Source organism: Actinoallomurus liliacearum, assembly GCF_039542035.1.
Classification (GTDB): Bacteria; Actinomycetota; Actinomycetes; order Streptosporangiales; family Streptosporangiaceae; genus Actinoallomurus; species Actinoallomurus liliacearum.
The window spans coordinates 158809-184666 of sequence record NZ_BAABHJ010000040.1 but is presented as its reverse complement, the minus strand read 5'-3'; the positions used below and the strand labels follow the sequence as shown (position 1 = coordinate 184666).

Annotated in this window: 25 protein-coding genes; 17 read left to right on the top strand and 8 right to left on the bottom strand. The window is 72.2% G+C overall.

Annotated elements, in window-relative coordinates; all coding sequences use genetic code 11:
* Nucleotides 1-85: 85 nt before the first annotated feature.
* The 5 genes from ABD978_RS39345 to ABD978_RS39325 all read left to right on the top strand — a co-directional run bounded on the left by ABD978_RS39345 (nucleotide 86) and on the right by ABD978_RS39325 (nucleotide 3392).
* Nucleotides 86-1045: a slipin family protein gene (locus tag ABD978_RS39345; RefSeq protein ID WP_345366011.1), complete on the top strand. Its 960-nt coding sequence runs from the start codon at nucleotides 86-88 to the stop codon at nucleotides 1043-1045.
* Nucleotides 1046-1057: 12 nt separating this feature from the next.
* Nucleotides 1058-1213 (top strand): Sp36 family protein, encoded by a 156-nt coding sequence (gene sp36, locus ABD978_RS39340; protein ID WP_252781158.1) that lies wholly within the window; start codon nucleotides 1058-1060, stop codon nucleotides 1211-1213.
* A complete protein-coding gene (locus ABD978_RS39335; RefSeq protein ID WP_345366009.1) occupies nucleotides 1210-1671 on the top strand; it encodes a RidA family protein in 462 nt (153 codons plus the stop codon). The genes sp36 and ABD978_RS39335 overlap by 4 nt, the downstream gene beginning before the upstream one ends.
* Nucleotides 1672-1755: 84 nt before the next feature.
* On the top strand, nucleotides 1756-2616 hold the full coding sequence (locus ABD978_RS39330; RefSeq protein WP_345366007.1) for an NUDIX hydrolase: 861 nt from the start codon (nucleotides 1756-1758) through the stop codon (nucleotides 2614-2616).
* 14 nt (nucleotides 2617-2630) lie between these two features.
* Nucleotides 2631-3392 (top strand): MBL fold metallo-hydrolase, encoded by a 762-nt coding sequence (locus ABD978_RS39325; protein ID WP_345367406.1) that lies wholly within the window; start codon nucleotides 2631-2633, stop codon nucleotides 3390-3392.
* 55 nt (nucleotides 3393-3447) lie between these two features.
* Here the strand turns inward: ABD978_RS39325 and ABD978_RS39320 are convergent, their stop codons facing one another.
* The gene (locus tag ABD978_RS39320; protein ID WP_345366003.1) at nucleotides 3448-4134 is read right to left on the bottom strand and encodes a Crp/Fnr family transcriptional regulator; all 687 of its coding nucleotides are present in this window, start codon (nucleotides 4132-4134) and stop codon (nucleotides 3448-3450) included.
* A gap of 84 nt (nucleotides 4135-4218) precedes the next feature.
* Between ABD978_RS39320 and nth the strand changes: the two genes are divergently transcribed.
* The 3 genes from nth to ABD978_RS39305 all read left to right on the top strand — a co-directional run bounded on the left by nth (nucleotide 4219) and on the right by ABD978_RS39305 (nucleotide 6931).
* The gene (gene nth / locus ABD978_RS39315) at nucleotides 4219-4926 is read left to right on the top strand and encodes an endonuclease III (protein WP_345366001.1); all 708 of its coding nucleotides are present in this window, start codon (nucleotides 4219-4221) and stop codon (nucleotides 4924-4926) included.
* A 64-nt stretch (nucleotides 4927-4990) separates the two neighbouring features.
* Nucleotides 4991-5653 (top strand): NUDIX hydrolase, encoded by a 663-nt coding sequence (locus tag ABD978_RS39310; protein ID WP_345365999.1) that lies wholly within the window; start codon nucleotides 4991-4993, stop codon nucleotides 5651-5653.
* An 81-nt stretch (nucleotides 5654-5734) separates the two neighbouring features.
* Complete coding sequence (locus ABD978_RS39305; protein WP_425550817.1) at nucleotides 5735-6931, top strand: MarP family serine protease; 1197 nt, start codon at nucleotides 5735-5737, stop codon at nucleotides 6929-6931.
* Nucleotides 6932-7096: 165 nt separating this feature from the next.
* Here ABD978_RS39305 and ABD978_RS39300 read toward each other — a convergent pair whose 3' ends face one another.
* The 4 genes from ABD978_RS39300 to acs form a co-directional block, all read right to left on the bottom strand.
* Complete coding sequence (locus ABD978_RS39300; protein WP_345365997.1) at nucleotides 7097-7600, bottom strand: DUF309 domain-containing protein; 504 nt, start codon at nucleotides 7598-7600, stop codon at nucleotides 7097-7099.
* A gap of 26 nt (nucleotides 7601-7626) precedes the next feature.
* Nucleotides 7627-8556, bottom strand: coding sequence for an alpha/beta fold hydrolase (locus ABD978_RS39295; RefSeq protein ID WP_345365995.1), 930 nt, complete (start codon nucleotides 8554-8556; stop codon nucleotides 7627-7629).
* A 113-nt stretch (nucleotides 8557-8669) separates the two neighbouring features.
* Nucleotides 8670-9104, bottom strand: coding sequence for a phage holin family protein (locus tag ABD978_RS39290; protein WP_345365992.1), 435 nt, complete (start codon nucleotides 9102-9104; stop codon nucleotides 8670-8672).
* 226 nt (nucleotides 9105-9330) lie between these two features.
* On the bottom strand, nucleotides 9331-11301 hold the full coding sequence (acs, locus tag ABD978_RS39285; protein WP_345365990.1) for an acetate--CoA ligase: 1971 nt from the start codon (nucleotides 11299-11301) through the stop codon (nucleotides 9331-9333).
* A gap of 242 nt (nucleotides 11302-11543) precedes the next feature.
* Here acs and ABD978_RS39280 point away from each other — a divergent pair, with 242 nt between their 5' ends.
* From ABD978_RS39280 to ABD978_RS39240, 9 genes are all read left to right on the top strand, one after another.
* Complete coding sequence (locus tag ABD978_RS39280; protein WP_345365988.1) at nucleotides 11544-12329, top strand: Fic family protein; 786 nt, start codon at nucleotides 11544-11546, stop codon at nucleotides 12327-12329.
* A gap of 1282 nt (nucleotides 12330-13611) precedes the next feature.
* Nucleotides 13612-14691: a septum site-determining protein Ssd gene (gene ssd, locus ABD978_RS39275; protein WP_345365986.1), complete on the top strand. Its 1080-nt coding sequence runs from the start codon at nucleotides 13612-13614 to the stop codon at nucleotides 14689-14691.
* Nucleotides 14688-15842, top strand: a complete 1155-nt coding sequence (locus tag ABD978_RS39270; protein ID WP_345365984.1) for a TadA family conjugal transfer-associated ATPase — start codon at nucleotides 14688-14690, stop codon at nucleotides 15840-15842. Before ssd ends, ABD978_RS39270 begins: the two co-directional genes overlap by 4 nt.
* Nucleotides 15839-16576, top strand: a complete 738-nt coding sequence (locus ABD978_RS39265; RefSeq protein ID WP_345365982.1) for a type II secretion system F family protein — start codon at nucleotides 15839-15841, stop codon at nucleotides 16574-16576. Before ABD978_RS39270 ends, ABD978_RS39265 begins: the two co-directional genes overlap by 4 nt.
* A 684-nt stretch (nucleotides 16577-17260) precedes the next feature.
* Entirely contained in the window at nucleotides 17261-17842 is a 582-nt protein-coding gene (locus tag ABD978_RS39260; RefSeq protein ID WP_345365980.1) for a type II secretion system F family protein, read from the top strand.
* Nucleotides 17843-18149: 307 nt separating this feature from the next.
* Entirely contained in the window at nucleotides 18150-18344 is a 195-nt protein-coding gene (locus ABD978_RS39255; RefSeq protein WP_345365978.1) for a DUF4244 domain-containing protein, read from the top strand.
* A 380-nt stretch (nucleotides 18345-18724) separates the two neighbouring features.
* The gene (locus ABD978_RS39250) at nucleotides 18725-19078 is read left to right on the top strand and encodes a TadE family type IV pilus minor pilin (RefSeq protein ID WP_345365976.1); all 354 of its coding nucleotides are present in this window, start codon (nucleotides 18725-18727) and stop codon (nucleotides 19076-19078) included.
* A gap of 58 nt (nucleotides 19079-19136) precedes the next feature.
* Nucleotides 19137-19697 carry an Rv3654c family TadE-like protein gene (locus ABD978_RS39245; protein WP_345365974.1) on the top strand — a complete coding sequence of 187 codons (561 nt, stop codon included), beginning with the start codon at nucleotides 19137-19139 and terminating at the stop codon, nucleotides 19695-19697.
* 529 nt (nucleotides 19698-20226) lie between these two features.
* On the top strand, nucleotides 20227-21039 hold the full coding sequence (locus tag ABD978_RS39240) for a hypothetical protein (RefSeq protein ID WP_345365972.1): 813 nt from the start codon (nucleotides 20227-20229) through the stop codon (nucleotides 21037-21039).
* Nucleotides 21040-21450: 411 nt separating this feature from the next.
* Here ABD978_RS39240 and ABD978_RS39235 read toward each other — a convergent pair whose 3' ends face one another.
* The 3 genes from ABD978_RS39235 to ABD978_RS39225 form a co-directional block, all read right to left on the bottom strand.
* The gene (locus ABD978_RS39235) at nucleotides 21451-22647 is read right to left on the bottom strand and encodes an FAD-dependent monooxygenase (RefSeq protein WP_345365970.1); all 1197 of its coding nucleotides are present in this window, start codon (nucleotides 22645-22647) and stop codon (nucleotides 21451-21453) included.
* Nucleotides 22648-22903: 256 nt separating this feature from the next.
* Entirely contained in the window at nucleotides 22904-23320 is a 417-nt protein-coding gene (locus tag ABD978_RS39230; RefSeq protein WP_345365968.1) for a hypothetical protein, read from the bottom strand.
* Nucleotides 23321-23573: 253 nt separating this feature from the next.
* Nucleotides 23574-25841 carry a DEAD/DEAH box helicase gene (locus tag ABD978_RS39225; RefSeq protein WP_345367402.1) on the bottom strand — a complete coding sequence of 756 codons (2268 nt, stop codon included), beginning with the start codon at nucleotides 25839-25841 and terminating at the stop codon, nucleotides 23574-23576.
* Nucleotides 25842-25858 lie beyond the last annotated feature (17 nt).

Sequence of the window (25858 nt, the reverse complement as noted above, 5' to 3'; positions counted from 1 at the left end):
CCCCGCAAGGTGACGTCTGCCACCTCAGGGGATCCGACGACTAGTGTCGGACATGAGGGAATCGGCCGTCAGAAAGGTGAGCGCCGTGGCTGAAGCGGCATTCGTGCTCCTAGGCGTCATCGGCTTCGTGATCCTGCTGATCATCCTGTCGTCGATCAAGGTCGTTCAGCAGGTCGAACGCGGCGTGGTCTTCCGCCTCGGCCAGGTGCAGTCGCACTTCCGGCCGCCGGGCCTGACGCTGATCTTCCCCGTGATCGACCGGATGACGAAGGTCAACATGCAGACGGTGGCGATGGGCGTGCCCGCGCAGGAGGGCATCACCCAGGACAACGTCAGCGTCCGCGTCGACGCGGTCGTCTACTTCCGGGTGATCGACCCGGTGAAGGCGATCGTCAACGTGCAGAACTACAACTGGGCCATCTCGCAGGTGGCGCAGACGTCGCTGCGTTCGGTCATCGGCCGCGCGGACATGCAGCAGCTGCTGTCCGACCGCGAGTCGATCAACGCCGAGCTCCGCCAGATCATGGACGGCATGACCGAGGCGCCCTGGGGCGTCAAGATCGAGCGGGTGGAGATCAAAGACGTCTCGCTGCCGGAGGGCATGAAGCGGTCGATGGCGCGCCAGGCCGAGGCGGAGCGGGAGCGCCGGGCCCGCATCATCACCGCCGACGGTGAGTTCCAGGCGTCCAAGCGACTGGCGGCCGCGGCCGAGGTCATGGCGCAGGACCCCGCCTCCCTCCAGCTCCGGCTGCTGCAGACGGTGGTGGAGGTCGCCGCCGAGAAGAACAGCACGCTCGTCATGCCGTTCCCCGTGGAGCTGCTGCGCTTCTTCGACCGCGCCGCCGGCGGGGACCAGACACCGCGTGAGGGCACGCCCCGGACCGACCTCGCCGAGCGCCTCGCCAAGGCCGAGGAGGAGCTGGCCGAGGCCGGTGAGCCGGCGTCGATCGACTCCGTCAAGGAGGTACCGCCTGTGCCCGGACTGGAGGCGAAGGAGCAGCCCGGCATCGCCGCACGCCACGAGGAGCCGCCCACCCAGCGGTAGTAGCGTTCCCCCATGAAGAAGTGGGAGTACGCGACCGTTCCACTGCTCGTGCACGCGACGAAGCAGATCCTGGATAACTGGGGCGAGGACGGGTGGGAGCTCGTCACCGTCATCCCCGGCCCGAACCCCGAGAACCTCGTGGCCTACCTCAAGCGGGAGAAGCAGTGAGCACCCCGGAGGAGAGGGTCCGCGAGCTCGGCCTGGAGCTGCCGGACGTCGTCGCGCCGCTGGCGTCGTACGTCCCGACCGCCCGGTCCGGGAACCTCGTCTACACGTCGGGCCAGCTGCCGATCGCCGACGGCAAGCTGCTCGCGACCGGCAAGGTCGGCGCGGAGGTCACCGAGGAGGAGGCCGCCGGGCTGGCCCGTACGGCCGCGCTCAACGCGATCGCCGCCCTGAAGGCCGAGGTCGGGGAGCTGTCGCGGGTGCGGCGCATCGTCAAGGTCGTCGGCTTCGTGGCCAGCGCGCCGGATTTCTACGGCCAGCCGCAGGTGATCAACGGGGCGAGCGACCTGCTCGGCGAGGTGTTCGGCGACGCGGGCCGGCACGCCCGCAGCGCGGTGGGCGTCGCGGTGCTGCCGAAGGACGCGCCCGTCGAGGTCGAACTGATCGCCGAAGTCGAATAACGTTCGGCGGACAGAGCCTTACGGGACGCCGTGCCGGCACCCGCCGGCCGGCGTCCCGACCCCCCCGTGAACGAGGAGGCCCCGTTGACGGACGTTTCCGGCCTTCGGCTGCCGGACCAATTCGCCCAGCGCGCCCGCGACATCGAGGAGGGCCGGGCGGAGCCGGCCGCGCCACGGGACGCCTCCACGGTCGTCCTGCTCCGCGACGCCCCGAGCGGCGGCATCGAGGTGTACATGCTGCGCCGGGTGTCGTCGATGCCATTCGCGCCGGGCGCGTACGTCTTCCCCGGCGGTTCGGTGGACGCGCGGGACGGCGACCGTACGGTGGGCTGGGCCGGGCCGTCGCCGGAGGAGTGGGGCGCGGCGTTCGGCGCCGGGGAGACCCTCGCCCGTGAGCTGGTGTGCGCGGCCGTCCGTGAGACGTTCGAGGAGTCGGGCGTGCTCCTCGCGGGACCCACGGCGGACCTGATCGCGGGGGACATCAGCGGCGACGACTGGGAGGCGGACCGGCAGGCGCTGCTGGACCGTTCGCTGTCCCTCGCCGCGCTGCTCGACAAGCGCGGCCTCGTCCTGCGCGGCGACCTGCTGCGCCCCTGGGCGCACTGGATCACGCCCGTCATCGAGGAACGCCGCTACGACACCAGGTTCTTCGTCGCGGCGCTGCCCGCCGGCCAGCGCACCCGCGACGTCAGCACCGAGTCCGACCGGGTGACGTGGGTACGCCCGCAGGAGGCGGTCGAGGCCGCCCGGCGCGGCGAGATGGCGCTGCTGCCGCCGACCATGGTCACGCTCACCGAGCTGACGGCGTACGACTCGGTCGCCGCGGTCCTCGCCGCCGAGCGGGACGTACGGCCCCGGCTGCCCGAGACGCGCGTGACCGGTGACGGCGTCTACCTCGTCCTGCCGCCGGAACTCGACGGCCACGTTCCCGGAGCCCGGCCGTGAGCGGCATCGACGGTATGGGCACCGAGCGGGCCCGGTGCGTGCTGGCGCCGAACCCCTCGCCGATGACCCTGGACGGTACGAACACCTGGGTGCTCCGCGAGCCGGGCGCCGAGCGGTCGATCGTCGTCGATCCGGGGCCGGAGCACGAGGAGCACCTGCGCCGGGTCGCCGCCCAGGCGGGACGCGTGGCCCTCGTGCTCCTCACGCACGGCCATCCGGACCACGCCGAGGGCGCGCGGCGGTTCGCCGAGTTCGCCGCCGGGAACTCCCACCCCGTCCCCATCCGGGCGCTCGACCCGGCCCTGCGGCTGGGCGAGGAGGGCCTGGGGGAGGGCGACGTGGTGGAGTTGGACGGCCTGGAGCTGCGGGTCATGGAGACCCCGGGCCACACCCACGACTCGCTGTGCTTCTGGCTGCCGGGTGACCGGGCCGTGCTCACCGGTGACACGGTGCTCGGCTACGGCACCACGGTGGTGGACCGGCTCGGGGACTACCTCGCCTCACTGGACCGGCTGCGGGCGATGGCCGAGGGGACGAGCGTGATCCTGCCGGGCCACGGCCCCCGGCTCGACGACCCCGTCGGCGCGCTCGACCACTACCTCGCCCACCGGCGCGAACGCCTCCAGCAGGTCGAGGCCGCAGTCGCGGCCGGCGCGCGGACGGCCCGGGACGTCGTGGAGCGGGTCTACGCCGACGTCGACCGGTCGCTGTGGCCGGCCGCCGAGTGGGCCGTCCAGGCCCAGCTCGACTACCTGGCCGAGCGCGGCGTCATCTGACGGGACCCGCTCGGCCAGAACCCGCTCAACGGAAACCCGCTCGGCCAGGACCCGCTCAGCGCGAGCGCTTGCGGAGGCGGTCGATGTCGAGGACCTGTACGGCGCGGGCCTCGATGCGCAGCCAGCCACGCTGGGCGAAGTCGGCGAGGGCCTTGTTCACCGTCTCCCGGGACGCGCCGACGAGCTGGGCGAGCTCCTCCTGCGTCAGGTCGTGGTGGACGTGCAGACCGCTCTCGCTCGGCTGGCCGAACCGCTCCGCGAGGTCGAGCAGGGCCTTGGCGACCCGGCCGGGCACGTCCGTGAAGACGAGGTCGGCCATGTTCTCGTTGGTCCGGCGCAGACGCTGGGCGAGTGCGCGGAGCAGGTGAATGCTTATCTCGGGGTGGACCTTGAGGAACGGCCACAGGTCGTTGTGGCCCACCCCGGCCAGCCGCGACTCGGTCACGGCGATGGCGCTGGCCGTACGCGGCCTGGGGTCGAACAGGGACAGCTCGCCGAACATCTCGCTGGGGCCGAGCACGCTCAGAAGGTTCTCCCGGCCGTCGGGTGCCGTCCGGGTGAGCTTGATCTTGCCATCGAGGACGACGTAGAGCCGGTCGCCCTCCTGGTCCTCGGAGAACAGCGTCTGACCGCGTGAGAGGTGGACCTCTGACACGATGGCGCGAAGCGCCTTCGCCCCTTCCTCGTCGAGTGCTTCGAACAGTGGGGCCCGTCCCAGAACCTCCACGTCGCGGTCGTTCACGTTTCCTCCTTGCTGACGTACCACCACAGTGTGACGCACATCGCAGGATGAGTTTTGGTCGACCCCCCCGTTACCCTTGCGTTCGTGCCACGCAAACCGGAGTCGCGTCTCGCCCTCGTACGCCGGGCTCGCCGGATCAATCGAGAGCTCGCGGAAGTGTACCCGGATGCGCACTGTGAGCTTGATTTCGTCGATCCGTTCCAGCTCCTGGTTGCGACGATCTTGTCCGCGCAGACGACGGACAAGCGAGTCAACATGGTCACCCCGACCCTCTTCGCCCGATTCCCGACCGCCGCTGACCTCGCGGCGGCCGACCGGGAAGAGGTGGAAAAGATCATCCAGTCGACGGGCTTCTTCCGGGCCAAGACCAACAGCCTGCTGAAGCTCGGCCAGGAGCTGTGCGACCGGTTCGGCGGCGAGGTGCCGCACACCCTCGAGGAGCTCGTGACGCTGCCCGGCGTGGGGCGCAAGACCGCCAACGTCGTGCTCGGCAACGCCTTCGACGTGCCGGGCATCACGGTCGACACGCACTTCGGGCGGCTGAGCAGGCGGTTCGGCTGGACCACCGAGACCGACCCGGTGAAGATCGAGTACGAGGTCGGGGAGCTGATCCCGCGCAAGGACTGGACGATCCTGTCGCACCGGCTGATCTGGCATGGCCGGCGCATCTGCCAGGCGCGGCGCCCGGCCTGCGGGGCCTGCCCGCTCGCCCGGCTCTGCCCGTCGTACGGCGAAGGTCCGACCGATGAGGAGACCGCCCGCAAGCTGGTGAAGCCCGGTCCGTTCTCGTGACCGGGAAGGAACAGGTCTCGTGACGGGGAAGGATCAAGCGCCCGAGCCGGTTGAACCTTCAATGATGTCGGTCGACCCTGGGACGGACTGCCCGGAGTGGTTGCGCGGGTTCGCGGCCAAGGCACCCCGGATGCAGGTCCCCGCGCTCTTTCGTCCGCCCGCGAACGGCGCCCGCGCCGCCGCGGTGCTCATCCTGTTCGGTGAGGGGCCCGACGGCCCGGACCTCCTGCTCCTCCAGCGCGCGGACACGCTGCGCAAGCACGCCGGGCAGCCGGCGTTCCCCGGCGGCGGCGTCGACCCCGGGGACGACGGGCCGGTCGGGGCGGCCCTGCGCGAGGCGACCGAGGAGACCGGGGTGGACTCCTCCGGCGTGGCCGTCCTGGCGACCATGCCGGAGATGTACGTCGCGCACAGCGGGTACCGCGTCACCCCGGTCGTCGCCTGGTGGCGGGAGCCGTCCGCCGTGGGCCCGGCCGACCCTCGCGAGGTGGCCTCGGTCGCGCGGGTCCCCCTGTCCGAGCTGACGGACCCGGCCAACCGACTGCGCATCCGCGGGCCCTCCGGGCACCTCGGCCCGGCGTTCCGCGTCCGGGGGATGCTCGTGTGGGGGTTCACCGCCGGAATCCTGCACGCGGTGCTCGAGGCGGGCGGCTGGGATCGTCCCTGGGACACCACGCGGGTCGAGGACCTCCCCGCCGAGGTCATCGACCTCGGGCGGCGCGAGTAGTCCCCGGTTCGTACGTCTCCGCGGCCGATCTGGTCCAGGGAGGGGACGTCCTCGGGGCCGAATGCGCTATACGGTTGACCGGTGCTGGGCGATCACGTTCTTGATCTCATCCTGCTGGTGCTCGTCGTGCTCTTTGCCATCTCGGGGTACCGACAGGGCTTCATCGTGGGCGTCCTCAGCTTCGTCGGCTTCGTCGGCGGCGTCGTCCTCGGCATGCTGATCGCCCCACCTCTGGTCAAGGCGGTCGTCGACGGAGCGGCGCAGCAGGCGCTGCTCGCCGTGGTCATCGCCTTCCTGGCCGCGACGCTCGGGCAGCTCATCGCCTCCTCCGTCGGGTCCGCGCTGCGCAGCCGCGTGACCTGGGAGTCGGCCCGGAGCGTCGACGCCGTCGGCGGCGCCTGCGTCAGCAGCGTCGCGCTGCTCGTCGTCGCGTGGTTCATCGGCAGCGCCCTGGTGACCTCGCCGATCGTCTGGCTGCGCACCCAGGTCAAGAGCTCCCAGGTGCTGCACGGCGTCGACACGTTCATGCCGCAGCAGGCGAACACCTGGTTCTCCTCCTTCCGCGGCTTCGTGTCCAAGACGGAGTTCCCGCAGGTGTTCGGCGGTCTCGGGGGTGAGCCCATCGCCGAGGTGCCGCCGCCCGACACCAAGATCCTCAACACCCCGCAGCTGCTGGCCGCCCGCAAGAGCATCGTCAAGATCATGGGCACGGCGCACAGCTGCCAGCGCAGGATCGAGGGCACCGGCTTCGTGTACGCGCCCGGCCGCGTCATGACCAACGCGCACGTCGTCGCGGGTGTGGACTCCGGCCCGACCGTCTACACGGAGAAGGACGGCAACTACCACGCGAAGGTCGTGCTGTACGACGACAAGCGGGACATCGCCGTCCTCGACGTGCCGGGGCTGAACCTGCCGTCCCTGAAATTCGACGAGGGCGCCCAGAGCCGCGACGACGCCGTGGTCGCCGGCTTCCCGAAGAACCAGCCGTTCACCCCCCGCGCGGCCCGGATCCGTGCCAAGCAGAAGGCCAAGGGCCCCGACATCTACCACTCCGGCCAGGTCACCCGCGAGATCTACGCCATCCGCGCACTGGTCGAGCAGGGCAACTCCGGCGGCCCGCTGCTGTCCCCGTCCGGCAGGGTGTACGGCGTCGTCTTCGCCGCCGCCCTGGACAACAAGGAGACCGGGTACGCCCTCACCGCCCACGAGGTCGCGCCGGACGCCGAGGCGGGCATCAACGCGAGCGGCAGCGTCTCGACGCAGTCCTGCTCGGACTAGGTAGCCGGGACGGCTCCGGTCCGCCGCCCACGGTGTACCCGAATGCTCGACGACCACGGTCCAGGACCGGGGCAGAACCCGCATATCGGCACCACGGGTGGGGCCTTTCCCGAGCATCCGGTACGCCCCCACAGATCGACCAGCACGTGATCCACCGAACACGTCCTAAATCGGCTGGGCGAGGCGGGGAGCCAGGTCCGCGTCCGTGACCGCCGCCAGGCCATCGCGCTCGATGCGGTCGGCCAGCTCGCGCGCCGTACCCGCGAGGTCGGCCACCGCGATCCCGTGCGGCGCGGCGGCACTCCCGTGCGGCACGGCGGTGTCCGTGTACGGCGCGATGCGGTCGGCGGCGCGGCGCAGCAGCGTGCAGGCCCCTCGCGCGTTTCCGCGCCGTACGTGGGTGAATCCGACCGCCAGCTGGGCCAGCCCCTGCCACAGGGCGCGCTCGGCCTCCGGCGCGGCCTTCCAGGCGGCCTCCAGCACCTCGTGGGCGTGGAAGGGCCGGTCCGCGTCGAGCAGCCGCTGCGCCTCGGCCAGGGCCTCGGCGGGCTCGGCCGCGTAGTCGTCCGGGACGCGCTCCTCCCCGACCGCCCCATGCGGCAGCGGCCGACCGTACGCGTCACGGGGCCGTGCGTTGCGTGCCCGCCCCACCTCATCTCGATCGCGCATGGTCCTATTGTCCGCTCCGGACGGCCTCAGTCGGGGCGGCGGCGGTCCGGGTGGGGTTCCGCGAGCCAGGAGAGGAGCTCGGCGTCGAAGGCCCCCGGGCGTTCCTCCTGCGGGAAGTGCCCGACGCCGTCGATCAGCCGCCACCGGTACGGCGCGTCGACGAACCGGCCCGACCCCTGCGCGCTGCGGGGCAGCACGTAGCCGTCCAGCGAGCCGTGCAGCTGAAGGGTGGGGACGCGGATGGGGGTGCGCATCCGCCGGGCGTACCGCAGTCCGTCCGGGCGCAGCATCGACCGCACCGCCCAGCGGTGGTACTCCAGCGCGCAGTGCGCGACGCCGGGGATCTGGAAGGCCGAGCGGTACAGCCGCTCGCTGCCGGAGTCGGGCCAGCCCGGCGCCGACCAGGCGTGCAGCACCCGGCCCACCTGGGCGGCGTCGTCCCGTACGAGCAGCCGCTCCGGTCCCATCGGCAACTGGAAGCCGAAGGTGTGCCGGGCCGCCCAGGCCTGGCCGCGCAGGTCCGTCGCCATCGCGGTACGGATGCGCAGGGGGTGCGGCGCCGATACCGCGACCAGCCGTTGCACGACACGCGGCTGGTAGACGCCCATCGTCCAGGCGAGCAGGCCGCCCCAGTCGTGCCCGACGACGGTCGCGTTCGCCTCGCCGAGCGCCCGGATCAGGCCGGCGGCGTCCCGGGCCAGCGTGATCAGGTCGTACCCGCGTGGTGGTTTGTCACTGCCGCCGTACCCGCGCAGGTCGACGGCCGCCGCCCGGAACCCGGCCTCGGCCAGCGACACGAGCTGGCGATGCCACGACCACCAGAACTGCGGGAATCCGTGGAGCAGCAGGACGAGCGGCCCCTCGCCGATCTCGACGACGTGGAAGCGCGTACCGCCCGCGCTCACCGACCGGTGCCGCCACGGGCCGTCGATTTGAACGACGGACTCGTCGGTCACGTACGGCCCCCCTTCATCGGTCCCCGGCGAGCGCCGGTGGACGTCACTCCGCCCGCGCGGGCTCCTCTTCTGTGGGCGTCACTCCGCCGGCGCGGGCCTCCGCGCGAAGGGCGTCACTCCGCCGGAGCGGGCTTGTCTTCGGAGTCGCCGCCCCGGCGGAGCATGGCGAAGTCCTCCATGACGGACTGCCGGGACCGCTTGGCGCCGCTCATCTTCTTCATCCGCCACAGGCCGATGAGGATCAGCACGGCCGCCAGCAGGACGTAGAACCCGGCGACGATGAGGAATGCGGCCCAGTTCCAGATGCCGAGCGCGACCAGGCCGTACGCGAGGGCGATCGACAACAGGATGACGACGACCCCGCCGATCACGCCGGCGACCGCGAACAGGGTGCTACCGAGGGCGGCCTTCTTCGCGTCGCCCTTCAGCTCCAGCTTGGCGAGCTCGAGCTCCGACTTCACGAGGCGGGAGACGCTGCCCGTGGCGATGGCGACCAGCTCGCCGAGTGATTTGTCGTCATACTGGCCGTTCGGCCGTACCTCGGTCATGTTTCTCCTCTCAGTGCAGGTCGCCACTCTCCCGGATCGGGCAGGATCCGAATAGACCGAATCGCCGATGAGGAGTGAACCGGCGAAGTCCCGGCAAAAGAACGGCTTATCGGCACGCGACTGTCCGAGATTACCGGTGATGGGTTCCGACGCCTCCGGCGGCGGGCCGGTACCGCCGCGACGGGTGAGCGCGGACCCGGAGGCCGCGCTCACCCGTTCGCCGCCCTTACTCGTCGCTCGACGCGGCCGGCATCTGGTCCTTGATGAGGTCCATCACCGTGCTGTCCGTCAGCGTGGTGACGTCACCGAGCGAGCGGTTCTCCGCGACGTCACGGAGCAGCCGCCGCATGATCTTTCCGGACCGGGTCTTCGGCAGCTCCGGCACGATCATGATCTGCCGGGGCTTGGCGATCGGGCCGAGGTGCTTGGCGACGTGGTCGCGCAGCTCGGCGACCAGCGCCTCGCCGTCGTCGACGACCTCCCCGCGCAGGATGACGAACGCGACGATGGCCTGCCCGGTGACCGGGTCCGTGGAGCCCACCACGGCCGCCTCGGCGACCTTCGGGTTCGACACCAGCGCCGACTCGACCTCGGTGGTCGAGATGTTGTGGCCGGAGACCAGCATGACGTCGTCGACCCGGCCGAGCAGCCAGAAGTCGCCGTCGTCGTCCTTCTTCGCGCCGTCGCCGGCGAAGTACAGCCCTTCGAAGCGCGACCAGTAGGTCTTGATGAACCGCTCGTCGTCGCCCCAGATCGTGCGCAGCATCGACGGCCACGGCTCCTTGACGACGAGGAAGCCGCCGCCGCCGTTCGGCACCGACTTGCCCTGGTCGTCGACGACGTCGGCCTCGATGCCGGGCAGCGGCCGCATCGCCGCGCCGGGCTTGCCGTGCGTGACGCCCGGCAGCGGGCTGACCATGATCGAGCCGGTCTCGGTCTGCCACCAGGTGTCGACCACCGGCGTACGGTCGGCGCCGATGTTCTTGCGGTACCAGACGTACGCCTCCGGGTTGATCGGCTCGCCGACCGAGCCCAGCAGCCGCAGCGACGACAGGTCGTGCTGGGCGGGGATGTCCTCGCCCCACTTCATGAACGTGCGGATCGCGGTCGGCGCGCAGTACAGGATCGAGACCTTGTACTTGGCGACCAGCTCCCACCAGCGGCCCTTGTGCGGGGTGTCGGGCGTGCCCTCGTACATGACGCTGGTCGCGCCGTTGGACAGCGGCCCGTACACGATGTAGGAGTGGCCGGTCACCCAGCCGATGTCGGCCGCTGTCCAGAAGACGTCCGTCTCCGGCTTGAGGTCGAACACCGCGTGGTGCGTCCAGGACACCTGCGTGAGGTACCCGCCGGTGGTGTGCAGGATGCCCTTGGGCTTGGCGGTGGTGCCCGAGGTGTACATGACGTACAGCGGGTGCTCCGCGTCGTGCGCCTCCGGCTCGTGCTCCTCGCTCTGCCGGTCGACGAGGTCGTGCCACCAGATGTCGCGGCCCTCGGTCCAGGCGACGTCCTGGCCGGTACGGCGGACGACGAGGACGTTGCGCACGTGGTCGACGCCCGCGACGGCCTCGTCGACGTTCGGCTTGAGCGCGCTCGGCGCGCCCCGGCGGTAGCCGCCGTCCGCGGTGATGACGACGTGCGCGTCACAGTCCTCGATGCGCCCGCGCAGCGCGTCGGCGGAGAACCCGCCGAAGACCACCGTGTGCGGCGCGCCGATGCGGGCGCAGGCCAGCATCGCGAACACCGTCTCCGGGATCATCGGCATGTAGATCGCGACACGGTCGCCCTTCTGGACGCCGAGCTCGAGCAGGGCGTTCGCGGCCTTCGAGACCTCGCGCTTGAGGTCCGCGTACGTGATCGTGCGGGTGTCGCCGGGCTCACCCTCCCAGTGGTACGCCACGCGGTCGCCGTTGCCCGCCTCGACGTGCCGGTCGACGCAGTTGTACGCGGCGTTCAGCTTCCCCCCGACGAACCACTTGGCGAACGGCGGGTTCGACCAGTCGAGGGTCGTGTCCCACTCGGCGGTCCAGTGCAGGCGTTTGGCCTGTTCCTCCCAGAACGCCAGCCGGTCCGCCGCCGCCTCCTCGTACGCCGCCGAGGTGACGTTGGCCGCTGCGGCCAGCTTTTCCGGGGGAGCGAACCGCCGACTCTCCTGGAGAAGATTGGAGAGGGTCTCGTGTGGGGTTTCCTGCGTCACGGCGCGCTCCTTCGGGGTTCGGGAGGTCAGGACGGTCCAAGCCAACTTCAGCAGCTTCGCATGTGTCGTTACAAGGGGTGCTCGCGGCATAGGGTCATGCGGTGGCGCCGTTCCCGTCACCGGCGGGGGCCCGCGCCGCGACATCCGCGCCGTGCCGTGTTCGGCCACCGACATCCCGAGGAGGAAGCGGCGTTCCCGGACCGGTCCGCCACCGGGACGGCCACCGAGCGCCGCGCGTTCGAATGAGCGACCCATTTGCCAACGTCGCAGGCCTGCCGGGAGTTCCCGAGGCCGTCGCCCGGGCCCGGGATGCCGTCGACCGGTTGCTCGGTCACCGGATCCTGCGGCGGCGGAGCGCCGAGGTGTCCGCCGAGTCGGCGCTGCGCGGCGCCCGCGCGTCGGCGGCCCTGGAAGGGGTCGCGGTGCCGCTGGAAGAGGTACGCGGCGGCCTGACGAACGACCCGGTCGTGCAGGGCGCCCTGCGCGTGTCGGCCGAGCTCGGCGCGCTCGCGGACACCTGGCACAAGGCGCCGCGCCAGGCGCTCGCCCGGCTCCACGTGCTGGCGGCCGCGGACGCCCTCGACCCCGACGCGCTCGGGCGGCCCCGTCCGGACGACGAGGCGACCGACCCGCTGGAACTCGGCACGCCCCTGCCGCCCGCGGACGTCGCCGCGCGGCTCGACGTGCTCAGCGACCTGCTGACCATCACGACGGAGGCGCCGGCGATCGTCATCGCCGCGATCGTGCACGGGGAACTGCTCGCCCTGCGCCCGTTCGGGTGGGGCGACGGCATCGTGGCCCGCGCGGCCTCGCGGCTGACCCTCGTCGACCGGGGCCTCGATCCGAAGTCACTGACCGCCCCGGAGGTCGGACATCTCGAACTGCGGGCCGCGTACGGCGACGCGCTGCGCGGCTACGCGACCGGCACCCCCGAGGGCGTGGGGCGATGGGTGAGCCACTGCGCCGAGGCCGTCGAACTCGGCGCGCGCGAGGCGCTCGCGGTCTGCGAGGCGTTCATGCGCGGCTGACCGCGCCGATCATGCAGGTGGCCGACGCCGATCATGCGAGTGGACAGCGCCGATCTTGCGGGTGGGCGCCGATCACGTGGGTGCCCGGCGCCGAACGCGCGGGTGGCCGGCGCTGAATGCGACGGGTCACGCGGTGGGAGAGTCGTCCGTACGGGATCGTGGGCGCGGAGATCGCGGCCGTGTGGTGCCATCCGCTCGGTGCGGGTCGTCGGCGCGCGGGACGGGCGTCGGTCATGATCAATCCGCGCCAATCGACCGGTGACGTGCGAGATCGCCGTTGACGCGCGGCTTTATCCGGCTGTCGGGGACCCACCGGAGCCTGCGCTCGTTGATTCACGCGAGCAGAACCGCTCGTCGCACGCGGACGGGGTTCGGAAGCACGCATGGATCTCGGAAGATCGTTTCATCAGTGCCGATTTCGGCCGATCCGAAACAGGTGGCTGCCTGCGACAAAGCGAACGGCGTTCCCGGAGGAACGCCGTCGCCGACACGTCACACCGGGTTACCAAGCGTGCACCTCAAAATCGTCGGATCGGGTCAAGCCCGTCTCGACGCGCCTCCCGCGGCTGGTCGCGCGTGGGTGCCCGGCTGCCGTGCTCGGACACTTGGTCCGTGCATTCTGTCTACGCCGAATCAGCGCAGATCGCAAGCCCCTTGGCCGGGTTAACGGAGGTCCAACGAAGGATCTTCGTCCGGTAGAAGGGCGGGCGCCCGAGCAAGCGATCGACCGCGAAGAGAGCGGCTTCGCCGAGATGATCGGTATGGCCGGGGCTCGGCAGGGTGATCACATAGCGTGATCTACCTCTGAATCAATCAACCATGGCCCAGAGCAGAACGATCTCGCTTCCTTCCGCTACGCTGCAGACGCTTAGGACAGGCGTTCTCGCCGCACCCCCCGCGTGGCAAACGCCCGAATACTCCCGTTTTGGGTGATCGGCCAATGATCACGAATTGGTCGCCACTCGACGGAACTCCGAGTGATCGGGCGACTTTATGTCGAATCTGCATAGACTGGGGGCCGTCGGGTTTACGGTGCGCTGACGAACGCCCGGCCTTGGCTTGACCTTCGAGACCTTCCGGGAAACGGGACCGGCTCTACCCCCCCGGAGCCGGACCGTCCGGCGACCCCCGCTCTCCCCCCCGGCGGGGGTCGTCTCGTATCCAGGGGCATTCACGTTCGCGCGACGGTGCCGGGGCCGGGTTATCCACAGGTTCGCGCAGGGGACTTTCGAGGGGGCGAGCCGGAGCCGCATGGTTGATCTCGCGAAAGCGAGGAGATGCCATGTCCGCGACCGTGTTGATCGTCTCTGCCGACTCCCTGCTCATCGACGACCTGATGCGTCTGGCCACGGCGGCGGACGTCGAGAGCCGGCTCGCCACCGATCCCACGAGCGCACGGGCCGCCTGGCGCGAGGCCGCGCTCATCGTCGTCGGCGCCGACTTAGCCGGTGACCTCGCCCGGTCGTCTCCCGAGCGGCGGCCGGGCGTCATCCTCGCCGCGGCGGAGCCTGACGGCGACGAGGTCTACCGCCTCGCGGTCGAGACCGGAGCGCAGCAGGTCATCGCGTTGCCGGCGGGCGAGACCTGGTTGGTCGAGCAGATGGCGGCGGCCGCCGAGCCGGCCCGTCGACGCGCCGCCGTGGTCGCCGTCCTGGGAGGACGCGGCGGGGCGGGCGCGAGCGTGCTGGCCGCGGTGCTGGCCGGTGTCGCCGCCCGGCATCGGCTGCGCACGCTTCTGCTCGACGGCGATCCGCTCGGCGGTGGGATCGACCTGGTCCTGGGCGCGGAGGGGACGCCCGGGGCCAGGTGGTCCGACTACGCCGACCGGCAAGGACGGCTGAGCACCGCGACGCTCCACGACTCGCTGCCGGCGCGTGACGGCCTCGCCGTGCTGTCATGGCACCGCGGTGCGGCCGAGCCGGTCTCGCCGGAGACGATGCGGTCGGTGCTCGACGCCGCCGTCCGGGGCTACGACCTCGTCGTGGCCGACCTGCCCCGCCAACTGACCGACGCCGGCGCCGAGGTGCTGGCGGCCGCCGACTCCACGCTGATCGTCGTGCCCGCCGAGGTCCGCGCCACCGTGGCGGCCGACCGCGTCGCCGACCTGGTCCGCAACTACTCCCGCGACCTGCGGGTGGTCGTGCGCGGTCCGGCGCCCGGTGGCCTCAAACCGGCGGTCATCGCGGAGTCGCTGCGCCTTCCGCTCGCGGGCGTGGTCGCGACCGACCGGCGGCTGGCCACCGCGATCGAGCGCGGTCACCGTCCCGGCCGGGGCGGGGCGCTCGACGGCTTCTGCCGCCGCTTCCTCACCGACCTCCGGCAGATCCGGCCGATGAGCGGTGAGGGAGGCGGGCGGCCATGAGCGACCTCACCGAGGCGGTCCGCGGACGGCTCGTCGGCACGGGCGCGGTCCCGACCGCGGCCCAGATCGCGGCCGCGCTGCGGGCCGAGGAGCCCGTTCTCGGCGACACCGAGGTCCTGTCCCTGGCGGATGAGGTCAGGGCCGACCTGGTGGGAGCGGGGCCGCTCGAGCCCCTCCTCCGGGATCCCGATGTCACCGATGTCCTGGTGAACGGCCCGGGAGAGGTCTGGGTCGACACGGGCGCCGGCCTGCGGCTGACCCGCGTACGGTTCCCGGACGAGTCCGCGGTACGGCGGCTGGCCCAGCGGCTCGCCGCCGCGGCCGGTCGCCGGCTCGACGACACCGCGCCGTACGCCGACGCGCGACTGCCGGGAGGAGTGCGCCTGCACGCGGTGTTGCCGCCGGTCGCGTCCGGCGGCACCGCCCTGTCGCTGCGCCTGCCGCGACGCCGGGCCTTCACGCTCGCCGAGCTGGTCTCGGCCGGCACCCTGTCCCCGGAGGGAGCGGACCTGCTGGACGCCCTGGTCGCCGCCCGGCTGGCGTTCCTTGTCACCGGAGGCACGGGGACCGGCAAGACAACCGTTCTGTCGGCCCTGTTGTCGCTGGCCGACCCGGGGGAGCGCATCGTCCTCGTCGAGGACTCGGCCGAGCTCAGGCCCGCGCACCCGCACGTCATCGGCCTGGAGACCCGTCCACCGAACATCGAGGGCGCGGGCGGCGTCACCCTCCATGACCTCGTCCGCCAGGCCTTGCGGATGCGTCCGGACCGCCTGGTGGTCGGCGAGGTGCGAGGGCGTGAGGTCGTCGACCTGCTGGCCGCGCTGAACACCGGCCACGAGGGCGGTTGCGCCACTCTGCACGCCAACGCTCCGGCCGACGTTCCCGCCCGCCTGGAGGCCCTCGCGTGCGCCGCCGGCCTCAGCCGGGAGGCCGTCCACAGCCAGCTCGCCGCGGCCCTCGACGTGGTCGTGCACCTCGTCCGCGAGGCACCCGGAGGACGCCGCCGGATGGCCGCGATCTGTGTCTTCCAGCGGCGGCCGGACGGCCTGGTGGAGGTGGTCCCCGCGGTGTCCTGCGGGCCCGGAGGAGAGATCCGGGAAGGTCCGGGGGCCGCGGCGCTGGCCGCCCGACTCGGGGGTCCGCGGCCGTGACCGCCGTGCTGGCCGTGGCCTGTGTGTTCGCGGGCGTCTGCGTGCTGGCGCTGCCCTCGCCGACCGTGCTGCGGTTGACCTCGATCATGGGGACCCGGTCGGCCGGCGAGGCCGCCGAGCGGGCGGCCGCGCCCCGGCCCGTCGACCGGCTGCGCCACGTACGGGACCTGCTCTTCGGCGGCCGGCGAGACGTCACGGCACGGCGGGCGGCGGTCGTCGAGCTGTGCGACGGGATCGCCGCCGAGCTCGCCGCCGGACGCCCACCCGGCGCCGCGCTGACCGGCGCGGCCGAGGGGCTCTCGTCCATTCCCCGGTTCGAGTCCGTCCTCGCCGCCGCCCGGTCGGGTGACGACGTCGCCGCGTCGCTCGACCGGGCGGCCGTGGCGCCTGGCTGCGAAGGTCTCCGCCTGCTCGCCGGATGCTGGCGCATCGGCATGGACCGGGGCGGCATGCTCGCCTCGGTCGTCGAAGGGCTGGCCGACGCACTCCGCGACGAGCAGACGCACCGCGAGGAGGTCGCCCTGCAACTCGCTGGTCCCCGCGCGACCGCCCGGCTGCTCGCCGGGCTGCCCCTCCTCGGCCTGCTCATGGCGATCGCGCTGGGCGCACGCCCCTTCGCCTTCCTGTTCGGCACGCTGCCGGGAGCCCTGTGCCTGGGGCTCGGGACCGGCCTCGACGTCCTCGGCCTGTGGTGGACCAGGCGCCTCGCCATCGCCGCCGAGGAGCCCCGGTGACGACCCCGCGCCGACGTCCCGAAAACGCGCCGAGCGCGGCGAGATCGCCTGACCGCGCCGAGCCCCGGCACCGACACGGGAACCCGGACGCCGCCCCCGCGCGGCACCCCGGTCGGGTCGTTGCGACAGAGAAGGCGGCCCTTCAAGCGCGCCGTCCCCGAGCGCGGCATCCCGGTCGGGCCCGGCGCGACGGACAACGTGGGCCTACGAGCACACACGCTCCGAGGGGCACCCCGGTCGGGGCCGATGCGACGGACGAGGTGGGCCTTCGAGCGCGGCGGCCCCGAGGGGCACCCCGGTCGGGGCCGATGCGACGGACGAGGTGGGCCTTCGAGCGCGCCGGCCCTTGGGGGACCGCCGGTGTTCCTTGAGCTGATCGCCATCGGTTGCGCCGGCCTCGCCGGTCTCGTCGTCATCTCGGCCGACGACGCGAGTAAGCGACTGGGCAGGCTGTTCCCTGACGAGCACGATGGCGCTAGGTCTCCGAGCGGATCAGGAGAAGTCGCCGGAGGCGCACGTACAGTGGGGAGCCCGGCGGGAGCGGCACCGAGCACCGCGGTACCTGACGAGATCCGTTCGGTCACGACCGGCCGCTCTCATTCGGTCACGACGGCCGGTCGCTCTCGCGCGGCGAACGTGGGTCCAGAGGCTTCAGCGGACGGGACGAGAGATCGGCGTCGACCCGTGCTGAGCCTCGTGGCGGGTCTCGTCAGCGCTCTGTTGCTCGGCGGCCCGGTGGGCTGGGTGGCCGGCGTGCTCGTGGCGGTCGGATCGATGCGTCTTCTCACGCGACTCGAGCCGCGGGCGGCCCGGCTCCGCCGGACCCGCGTGGTCGCCGAACTGCCCATCGCGATCGACCTTCTCGCGGCGTGCCTTCGGGGCGGCGGTGCGTGGCACGAGTCGGTCGAGGCCGTGGCCGGTGCGGTCGGCGGGCCGCTCGGCGCCGAACTGGCCTACGTGGCGGCGCGTATCCGGCTGGGCGCCGACCCTGCCGCCGAATGGCTCGCCCTCACGCAGGATCCCGTACTGGCGCCTCTGGGCCGTGCGGCGGCCCGGGCCGCGTCCGGCGGCGCACCGCTCGCCGCGACGCTCACCCGCCTCGCCAGGGACCAGCGGCGCGTCGCCCGGGTTGCCGCGGCGTCACGCGCCAGATCCGCAGGCGTGCGAGCCGTCGCGCCGCTCGGCCTGTGCTTCCTCCCGGCGTTCATCCTGCTCGGCATCGTCCCGGCCGTTGCCGGCATCGCCGCGACCGTGCTTTTGCCCTGACTGTGACCGATCCGCGTCATCCTGGCTGCGCCGAGGATTTCGGTCGCCATGACGACGGAAATCCTCGGCGTTGACCTCACCGTGGCGACGACGCCGGCCGTACGAGACCGGTCTGGTAGGCGATGACGACGCTGCGAAGCGAGACCCGGGTCAGGGCCACGGGGCGATATCACCGACGAGCCTCCGGCGAGCGCGGCTGGGACGGGTTATCCACAGAACCGCATTCGGGCGTGGTGGGGTGCTGAGCGGTCCGCAACGCTGGATGCCGGGACGTGCTCGCGTCCGTCGTCCGAACAGGAGGGTCCACATGCACATCGTTTCCGCGCTGAGGCGTCGCTGGCAGGCGCGCAAGGCCGATGACGGCATGTCCACCGCCGAGTACGCCGTGGGCACCGTGGCGGCCGCCGCGTTCGCCGGCCTGCTGTTCAAGATCGTGACCAGCTCCGAGGTCCGGCAGATGCTCTTAACGATCATCCACCGCGCGCTCAACTTCGTCGGGTGACCGGCCGCCGCGCGGAGCGCGCATCGCCAGGCGCATCCGGTCGTCTCACCTGGTCGCTGCGGCTCTCCAGCCCGATGTTTCGCCGGAGCCCCGGACGGTCGCGGACGCGTGAGACGGCCGGCAGGCCGAGGTCGGGTCGGTGGCCTGGGCCGTCGGTGCGCTCGGCTGTGGCGGGGTGGGGGTGCCGGCGATCGGGTGGCTCGGGGCGAGGCTGGTCGTCTGAGACGTCCGCATGCTCGGCTGCAGGGGTAGTGCGGGGACTTCGGCGATCAGGTGGCTCAGGACCGGGCCGGTGGCTCGGGCGCCCGGTGCGCTCCGCTGTGGCGGCGTGGGGGCGGCGGCGACCAGGTGGTTCGAGGGCGCGTGGGGATCGAGGGTCGGTGACGGTCGAGACAGCAGTCGCCTTTCCGGCGCTGGTCCTGCTCCTCGCGATCGCCCTGTGGGGCGTGAGCGCCGCAGCAGCGCAGGTGGCGTGCGTGGACGCCGCTCGAGCGGGTGCCCGCGCCGCCGCCAGGGGCGAGCCTCTGGCCGAGGTCCGTGCCGCCGCTCGCCGCGCGGCACCGCCCGGGGCCGGCGTTTCGATCGACCGTGATCGTCGGTTCACCCGGGTGCGGGTGAGAGCCACCGTCGACTCTCCGGTACGACGGCTGTTCCCGCCGTTGCGGCTGCGCGCCCAGACCGTCGCCGCCACCGAACCGGAGGGAGGAGCCCAACCGATCTCCGCGCGAAATTGACCACTCCATCAGGTCACCGGTTCGGCCGCACGCGGCCCAGGACAGCGAAGGACGGCCCATGTCCGACCGCGTGCGGCTCATCCGGCAAGGCGACCGACTTGCGATTCCCGGCGGCATGCGCCCCGGCAGCGCGGCGCGACACCGACTTGGGTGGCGTGCGCTGCGGGGTGGCTTTCCGCTGAGGAGTGGGTGGCGTGTCCGGAGGGCGGGCCGTGGCGATCGGGGGTCGGGCACTGTGTGGATGGTCGCGTTGATCGGAGCCGTGTGGTCGGTGGCCGTCATGGCGATGGTGGTGGGCGGCGCGCGTGTCGCACGGCATCGCGCGGACGCCGCCGCGGACCTGGCGGCCCTCGCCGCGGCGGCCCACGTGGCCGAGGGATCCGAACGCGCCTGCGAGTTGGCCGCACGAGTCGCCCGCGATTCGGAAGCGTCGCTCCGGCGGTGCACGTTCCGCGGTCGGGTCGTCGATGTCATCGTCATCGCCCGCGTCGGTGCCCTTCCGCGAACGGGCCGGCTGAGCGCCACCGCGCGGGCACGTGCCGGGCCGGTCGATGACGATTCAGGCTCCGTCCCCGATTTCCCGGCTCCGACCGTCACCCGCCGGGCTTCGCCTCGTTGAACCCTTCACAAGTATCCGGAGTTCCCCTGTCCTGCCACGCATGTTTCGGTATTGATCGGTGACACTATTGGAGCTAGTGTCCGATAAGCTGCTGCGAACAATTACCCCCACCAGCCTCGAAAAGCCCTACAGTCACTCGGAACGGCCGACACGCGTTCACCGCGGGGTCGTTCGCGAGCAAGGGCTGAGAGTCGCCGCCGGAGTTCAGCAGACCGGGGCGACGGAAGAGTGTCGACGAAGGGACGGCGTCTTGAGGAAGGTCGGCAAGGTCGCCACTGTCGCCCTGATGACTCCCCTGGCCACGGCCGCCATCACGCTCGGCATCAGCGGCTCCGCGAACGCTGCGAGTCCCTGCTCGTTGTTGGGGAGCGCATCGATCACCCCTCCCTCCGGGTCGGTTACGACGGGGTCGAGTGTCCACGTGAGCGCCACGGTCAAAGGACTGCTCTCGGCGCATCTACAGATTTCCGGGCCTGGCATCGATCAGCAGGTCGGATCACGTACCGGCAACGGCACTATCGCGGGCGATGTGAAGGTCTCCGAAGCCGGATACTTCACCCTGAGCGTCGTCGGGGACATCACGAAGTGCACGTATGACACCAGCGGGTTCTCCGTGAAAGCCCGATCGACGGAGGCTAAGCCGACGCCGACGCACTCCAAGACACCGAGCAAGAGCCCGACGTCGAGCAGTGACCCGACCACTCCGGGTTCGGTTCCCAATCTGCCCACCGGTACGGACTCTGGCAGCGGTACGGCAGGCATCCCGACGCAGCCGTCGAGCAACAACAATTCACCGTTCAGCCTGCCGTCGCTGGCTCCGAACGGCTCCGGGGTCGGGTTCCAGTACCCCACCCCGGAACCGCAGATCGCCGAGCCGGCCGCCAAGCGGATCCAGGCGGACGATGCCTCCGCGACCACCCCCATCAAGTGGGGACAGAGCGTCGCGGCCGCGCTGGTGCTCCTGCTGCTCTCGGCGCACTTCGGCATGTGGTCCCGCCGCCAGCGTCTCGCGGCGGAGGCCCGTGCCGTACAGACCGGCCCCGCCGGGAAGAGCACGCGTGGTCGGGGTTCCGCCGCCGGGCGGCGCCGGAGAAGGCCACCGATCACCGAGCTCGCCACCGCGGGAACCACCTCGTCCGGCGTCGCCGAGACCGGCACGCCGACCGGAACGAGTGAGTCAGGCGCCGCCGAGACGGGTGCGGCCACCGAGTCCACTGCTACGGCGGAGGCGGCTCAGGCGTCTTCGGACGGGCCGGCGGCGGAGAAGTCAGCTCCCACCGCCGCCGAGCAGGAGGCCACGCCGGCTCGTCGCGGTTACCGCGGGCGTCGTCGTCGCAGCTGAGAGCCCGTGCCTCCCTGCCGCCAGTTGGAGAGGCCATGCGCCTCTGCCGCTGCGGAGGGAGGGAGTCTTGGGTCTCTGCCGCCGCTAACGGAGCGATGGATCTCCGCCGCGCCTAGTGGTCTCTTGGTTCTCTGCGGCAGCTGACAGTCAGAGTCCCACCGGTCTCTGCCGCCGCTGGGCAGACCCACGAGTCTCTGCTGCCACTGAAAACCATGGGTCTCTAACGCCCTTGGCCCCAGGGGTCTCTGGCGTCGCAAAGAGCCCGACGGGTCTCTGTCCCATGGGCCGCTGCTGCCGGTGAGGGCTCGTAGGGCCTTCGTCGCTGGAGGTCACGCGTCGGCGTCGGCATCCGCCGCCGGCGGCAGGTGCCGGCGGCGTGGCTGGGCGCTCAGGACGGTCTGAGCACGGGATCTAGGGTCGGTCGGCTCCGGTGGCATCCGGAGTCGGTGGGCTCCAGTTGAGGGCGGGGTCCAGCGCCTTCAGCATGGACGCCGACGGGCTCAGGCGGACGACCCAGTCCCGGACCGCTGCGGCCGGAGACCAGCTCCACTGCGCGACGGTTCCGATCAGGCGGGACCGGCGCGCGATCATTTGAGCGCGGGCGCGGCGCCCGCGGTCGTAGGCGGAAAGCGCCGACTCGACGGTCGGGTGTGCGGTGAGCACCGCGGCGAGGGTGACGGCGTCCTCCAGCGCCTGGTTGGCGCCCTGTCCCATGTCCGGTGTCATCGCGTGTGCGGCGTCGCCGAGCAGCGCCGTCGTCCCCCGGACGAAGGTGCGCAGTGGCGGCAGGTGGTAGATGTCATGGCGCATGACCGCGTCGTCGGAGGCGGCCGCCAGGAGTTCGGGGATCGGCGCGTGCCAGCCGTTGAAGCGCCGCCGCATCTCCGCCAGCTCGCCGTCGGGGCTGCGCTGTCCTTCGGGGGCGCTCGCGGCACCGAACAGGTAGGTCGTACCGTCGGCGAGCGGCACGATCCCCACGCGTTCGCCGCGCCCCCAGGTCTCGCCGCCCGACGTGAGGGGGCGATCCGTGTCGACGATCACGCGCCAAGCCGTGTATCCGGCGTAGCGGGGGGCCGGGTGCCTCGGCCACAGGGAGCGCCGGACGACGCTGCGGATGCCGTCGGCGCCGACCAGGAGATCGCTCCGTGACGTTCCCTCGCTGTGCCGCACCTCGATCCGCGGACCCTCGGTTCCGACCGCGATGACCTCGGTGCCCGTGCGCAGCGCCGCGGTCGGCACGGCCTCGCGCAGGATCTCGAGCAGGTGGGCGCGGTGGACCGCGACCACCGGGCCGTACCGGCGTCCCAGCTCCTGGACGTCCGTTCGCGACAACCACCGGCCGGTCGTGTCGCGGATGCCGCCTTCGGTCTCGGTGAGGGCGCGCTCGCGGACCTGGTCGCCCAGGCCGAGCGCGTCCAGCGCGCGTACGCCATTGGGCCACAGCGACAATCCGGCCCCGATCTCGCCGAACGTCGCGGCCCGCTCGAGGACCTCCACCCGCCAGCCGCAGCGGTCGAGTGCGATGGCGGCCGCCAGGCCGCCGATGCCGCCGCCGACCACTATCGCCTTGCGTCCGCTCGCCGCGTCGCCGAGCGCGTTGCCGTCCATCCGGCCTCCTTCCCCACTGGCGTGGGGTCACCTCGCCTCTGCTCAGCCGTCCGTTCCGGGCCGGACGTCCGACGCCACCGGACGAGACGCCGGCATGGAGCCGGACCGGTCCGGCGCGCACCAACAGCGTCGCGCACCGTACCCGGCGCTCGGTGATGAAACCGGGGCGATCCGGCCGTCGCGGCGCGGCTTCACCGAGCCTTTCGTACGGGTGCCGGGAGCGTCGGCTGGACGGTACGGCCGCGGGGCGAAGGGGTCAGTCGGTGCGGTCGAAGAAGGAGGAGACCGGGTCGGGGGCCGGGCGGCCGGCGACGCGGATGTCGTCCGCGGTGGTGGCCGTCTCTCCGGCGGTGCCGCGGGCGCGGGCGAGTTCGCGCTGCAGCCGCTGCTTCTCCATCTCCAGCGTGCTGATCGACTCGCGGTGCTCCTCCCGCAGGTCGCGAAGCTCGCGGCGGTTGCGCAGCGCCCGGTTCAGCGTGAGGAACGCCAGGCCCATGCCCAGCATGAACACGAACGCCACCAGGACGCCCGCGGCGAAGACCTGGCCCTCGGTCTGCACACCCGGCACGTGCTGGCCGAAGATGTCGATCGAGGCGGATGACGAGTTCTCGGCGATGACGCCGACGCCCACCGCGACCGCCGCGGCGGCCAGCACGATTCCCAGGATGATCATCGAGATGTCTCCTCTCCTATGACAGCGGAGCGCGAGGCACGACCCCCGGTGACGCACCCGGCAAAATGTCGGATTGGTCAAGTTAGCGGGAAGTCGCACGATCTCAAAAGGGCGGTGCGCGTTCGCCCCGCTCGTGAGACCGGACAATCGGCGCGTACGCGGCGGTGCGGCCGGCCCGTCGCCGACCGCCCTCGAAACGGCGGACGTACGAGGTCGGAGCAGGCACGAAGCACGCCGGATCGAGCCGGTGTGATCAGCGCGGCGGGGCCTGCTTCAGCAGGGCGTCGAGCAGGTCGAGCGCGCCCTGTTTGTCGAGGGGATCGTTCCCGTTTCCGCACTTCGGCGACTGGATGCAGGAGGGGCAACCGTGCTCGCACTCGCAGTCGGCGATCGCCTCACGGGTCGAGCGGAGCCAGCGTCCGGCCTGTTCGTAGCCGCGTTCGGCGAAGCCCGCGCCGCCGTCGTGCCCGTCGTAGACGAACACCGTCATGCGGCCGGTGTCGGGGTGCAGTGCCGTGGAGACGCCGCCGATGTCCCAGCGGTCGCAGGTGGCGAACAGCGGCAGCAGGCCGATCGAGGCGTGCTCGGCGGCGTGCGCGGACCCGCCCACGTCAGCGTCGCCCAGCACGCGCAGGGCCTCGTCGGGCAGCGTCCACCAGACCGCCCGGGTGCGGAGCGTGCGTGGCGGGAGTTCGAGCGGGCGTTCGCCGAGGACCTCCCCGCTGGCGAGGCGGCGCATCTGGTACGAGACGACCTGCTGGGTGACCTCGACGGTGCCGAAGCAGAGGGTCGCCTCGCCCCAGGACGACGACCGGAGGGTCTCCAGGATCGAGATGTCGGTGACGTCGCGGGCGGTCGTCGTGTAGTCGGGGTCGGCGGCCTCCACCAGCGCCACCGAGTCGTCCAGGTCGAGGGTCTGGACGACGTACGACTCGCCCTGGTGGAGGTAGACCGCGCCCTGGTGGACGGTCGTGTGCGCGGACGGCTCGTCGACCGTGCCGAGCAGGCGTCCGGTCGCGGCCTCGACGACCTGGACGGGCGGCCCGCCGGCGCCGCGGATGTCGGCGAGGTCGGTGGCCCGCTCGCGCTTGGTCCAGTACCACCCGGTGGGCCGGTGCCGGAGCATCCCCCGGCGTACGAGATCGGGCAGGATCTCCCCGGTCGACGGGCCGAACAGCGGCAGGTCCTTCTCGGTCAGCGGAAGCTCGGCGGCCGCGGCGCAAAGGTGTGGGGCGAGGACGTACGGGTTGTCGGGGTCGAGGACGGTCGCCTCGACGGGCGTACCGAAGATCGCCGAGGGGTGGTGCACGAGATAGGTGTCGAGAGGGTCGTCGCGGGCGATGAGGACGGCGAGGGCGTCCTGGCCGGAGCGGCCCGCGCGGCCGGCCTGCTGCCACAGCGACGCGCGCGTGCCCGGCCAGCCGCAGATGATGACCGAGTCGAGGCCGGAGACGTCGACGCCGAGTTCGAGGGCGTTCGTCGAGGCGAGCCCGACGAGGTCCCGGGAGCGCAGCGCCTTCTCCAGCGCGCGCCGCTCCTCCGGCAGGTACCCCGCGCGGTACGCGGCGACGCGGGCGGGCAGGTCCGGAGCGATCTCCTCGAGGGCCCGCTTGGCGCCGAGCGCGACGGCCTCCGCGCCGCGCCGCGAGCGTACGAACGCCAGGGTCTGCACGTCCTCGATCACCAGGTCGGCGAGCAGGTCGGCGGCCTCGGCGGTGGCCGTGCGGCGTACGGGGGCGCCCTGCTCGCCGCGCAGGTCGGTCAGCGGCGGCTCCCAGAGCGCGAACGACGTGGCACCGCGCGGCGAGGTGTCCTCCGCGACCTCCGCCACGTCCACACCGGTCAGCCGGGACGCGGACAGGCCGGGATCCGACGCGGTCGCCGAGGCCAGGATGAACACCGGCTCGGCGCCGTACCGGGCGCAGACGCGCCGCAGCCGGCGCAGGATCTGCGCGACGTGGGAGCCGAACACCCCGCGGTAGCCGTGCGCCTCGTCCACGATGACGTAGCGGAGCCGGCGCAGGTACGGCGCCCAGCGCGCGTGGCCGGGCAGGACCGTGCGGTGCAGCATGTCGGGGTTGGTGAGGACGTAGTCGGCGTACTGCCGGACCCAGGCGCGTTCGTCGGCCGGGGTGTCGCCGTCGAAGGTCGCCGCCCGCAGCTGGGCGAGCTTCAGGCCGCGCAGGGAGCGGAGCTGGTCGGCGGCCAGGGCCTTGGTCGGGGCGAGGTAGAGCACCGAGCCGCCGTCGAACACGCCCTGGAGAGCGGGCAGCAGGTAGGCGAGCGACTTGCCCGAGGCGGTCCCGGTGGCGATGATCACAGATCTGCCGTCGTGGGCGAGCTCGGCCGCCTTGACCTGGTGTTCCCACGGGCGGTCGACGCCGGCCAGGCGCAGCCGGTCGACCAGGAGCGGCGGCACCCACGCGGGCCAGTCGGCGGTACGGCCGTCGCCTGCGGGAACGCTCTGGACATGGGTGATGCGACCGCGGCGGCGGGGGTCGTCGAGCAGGCGGCGCAGGATGAGCGGGGCGCGCCCGT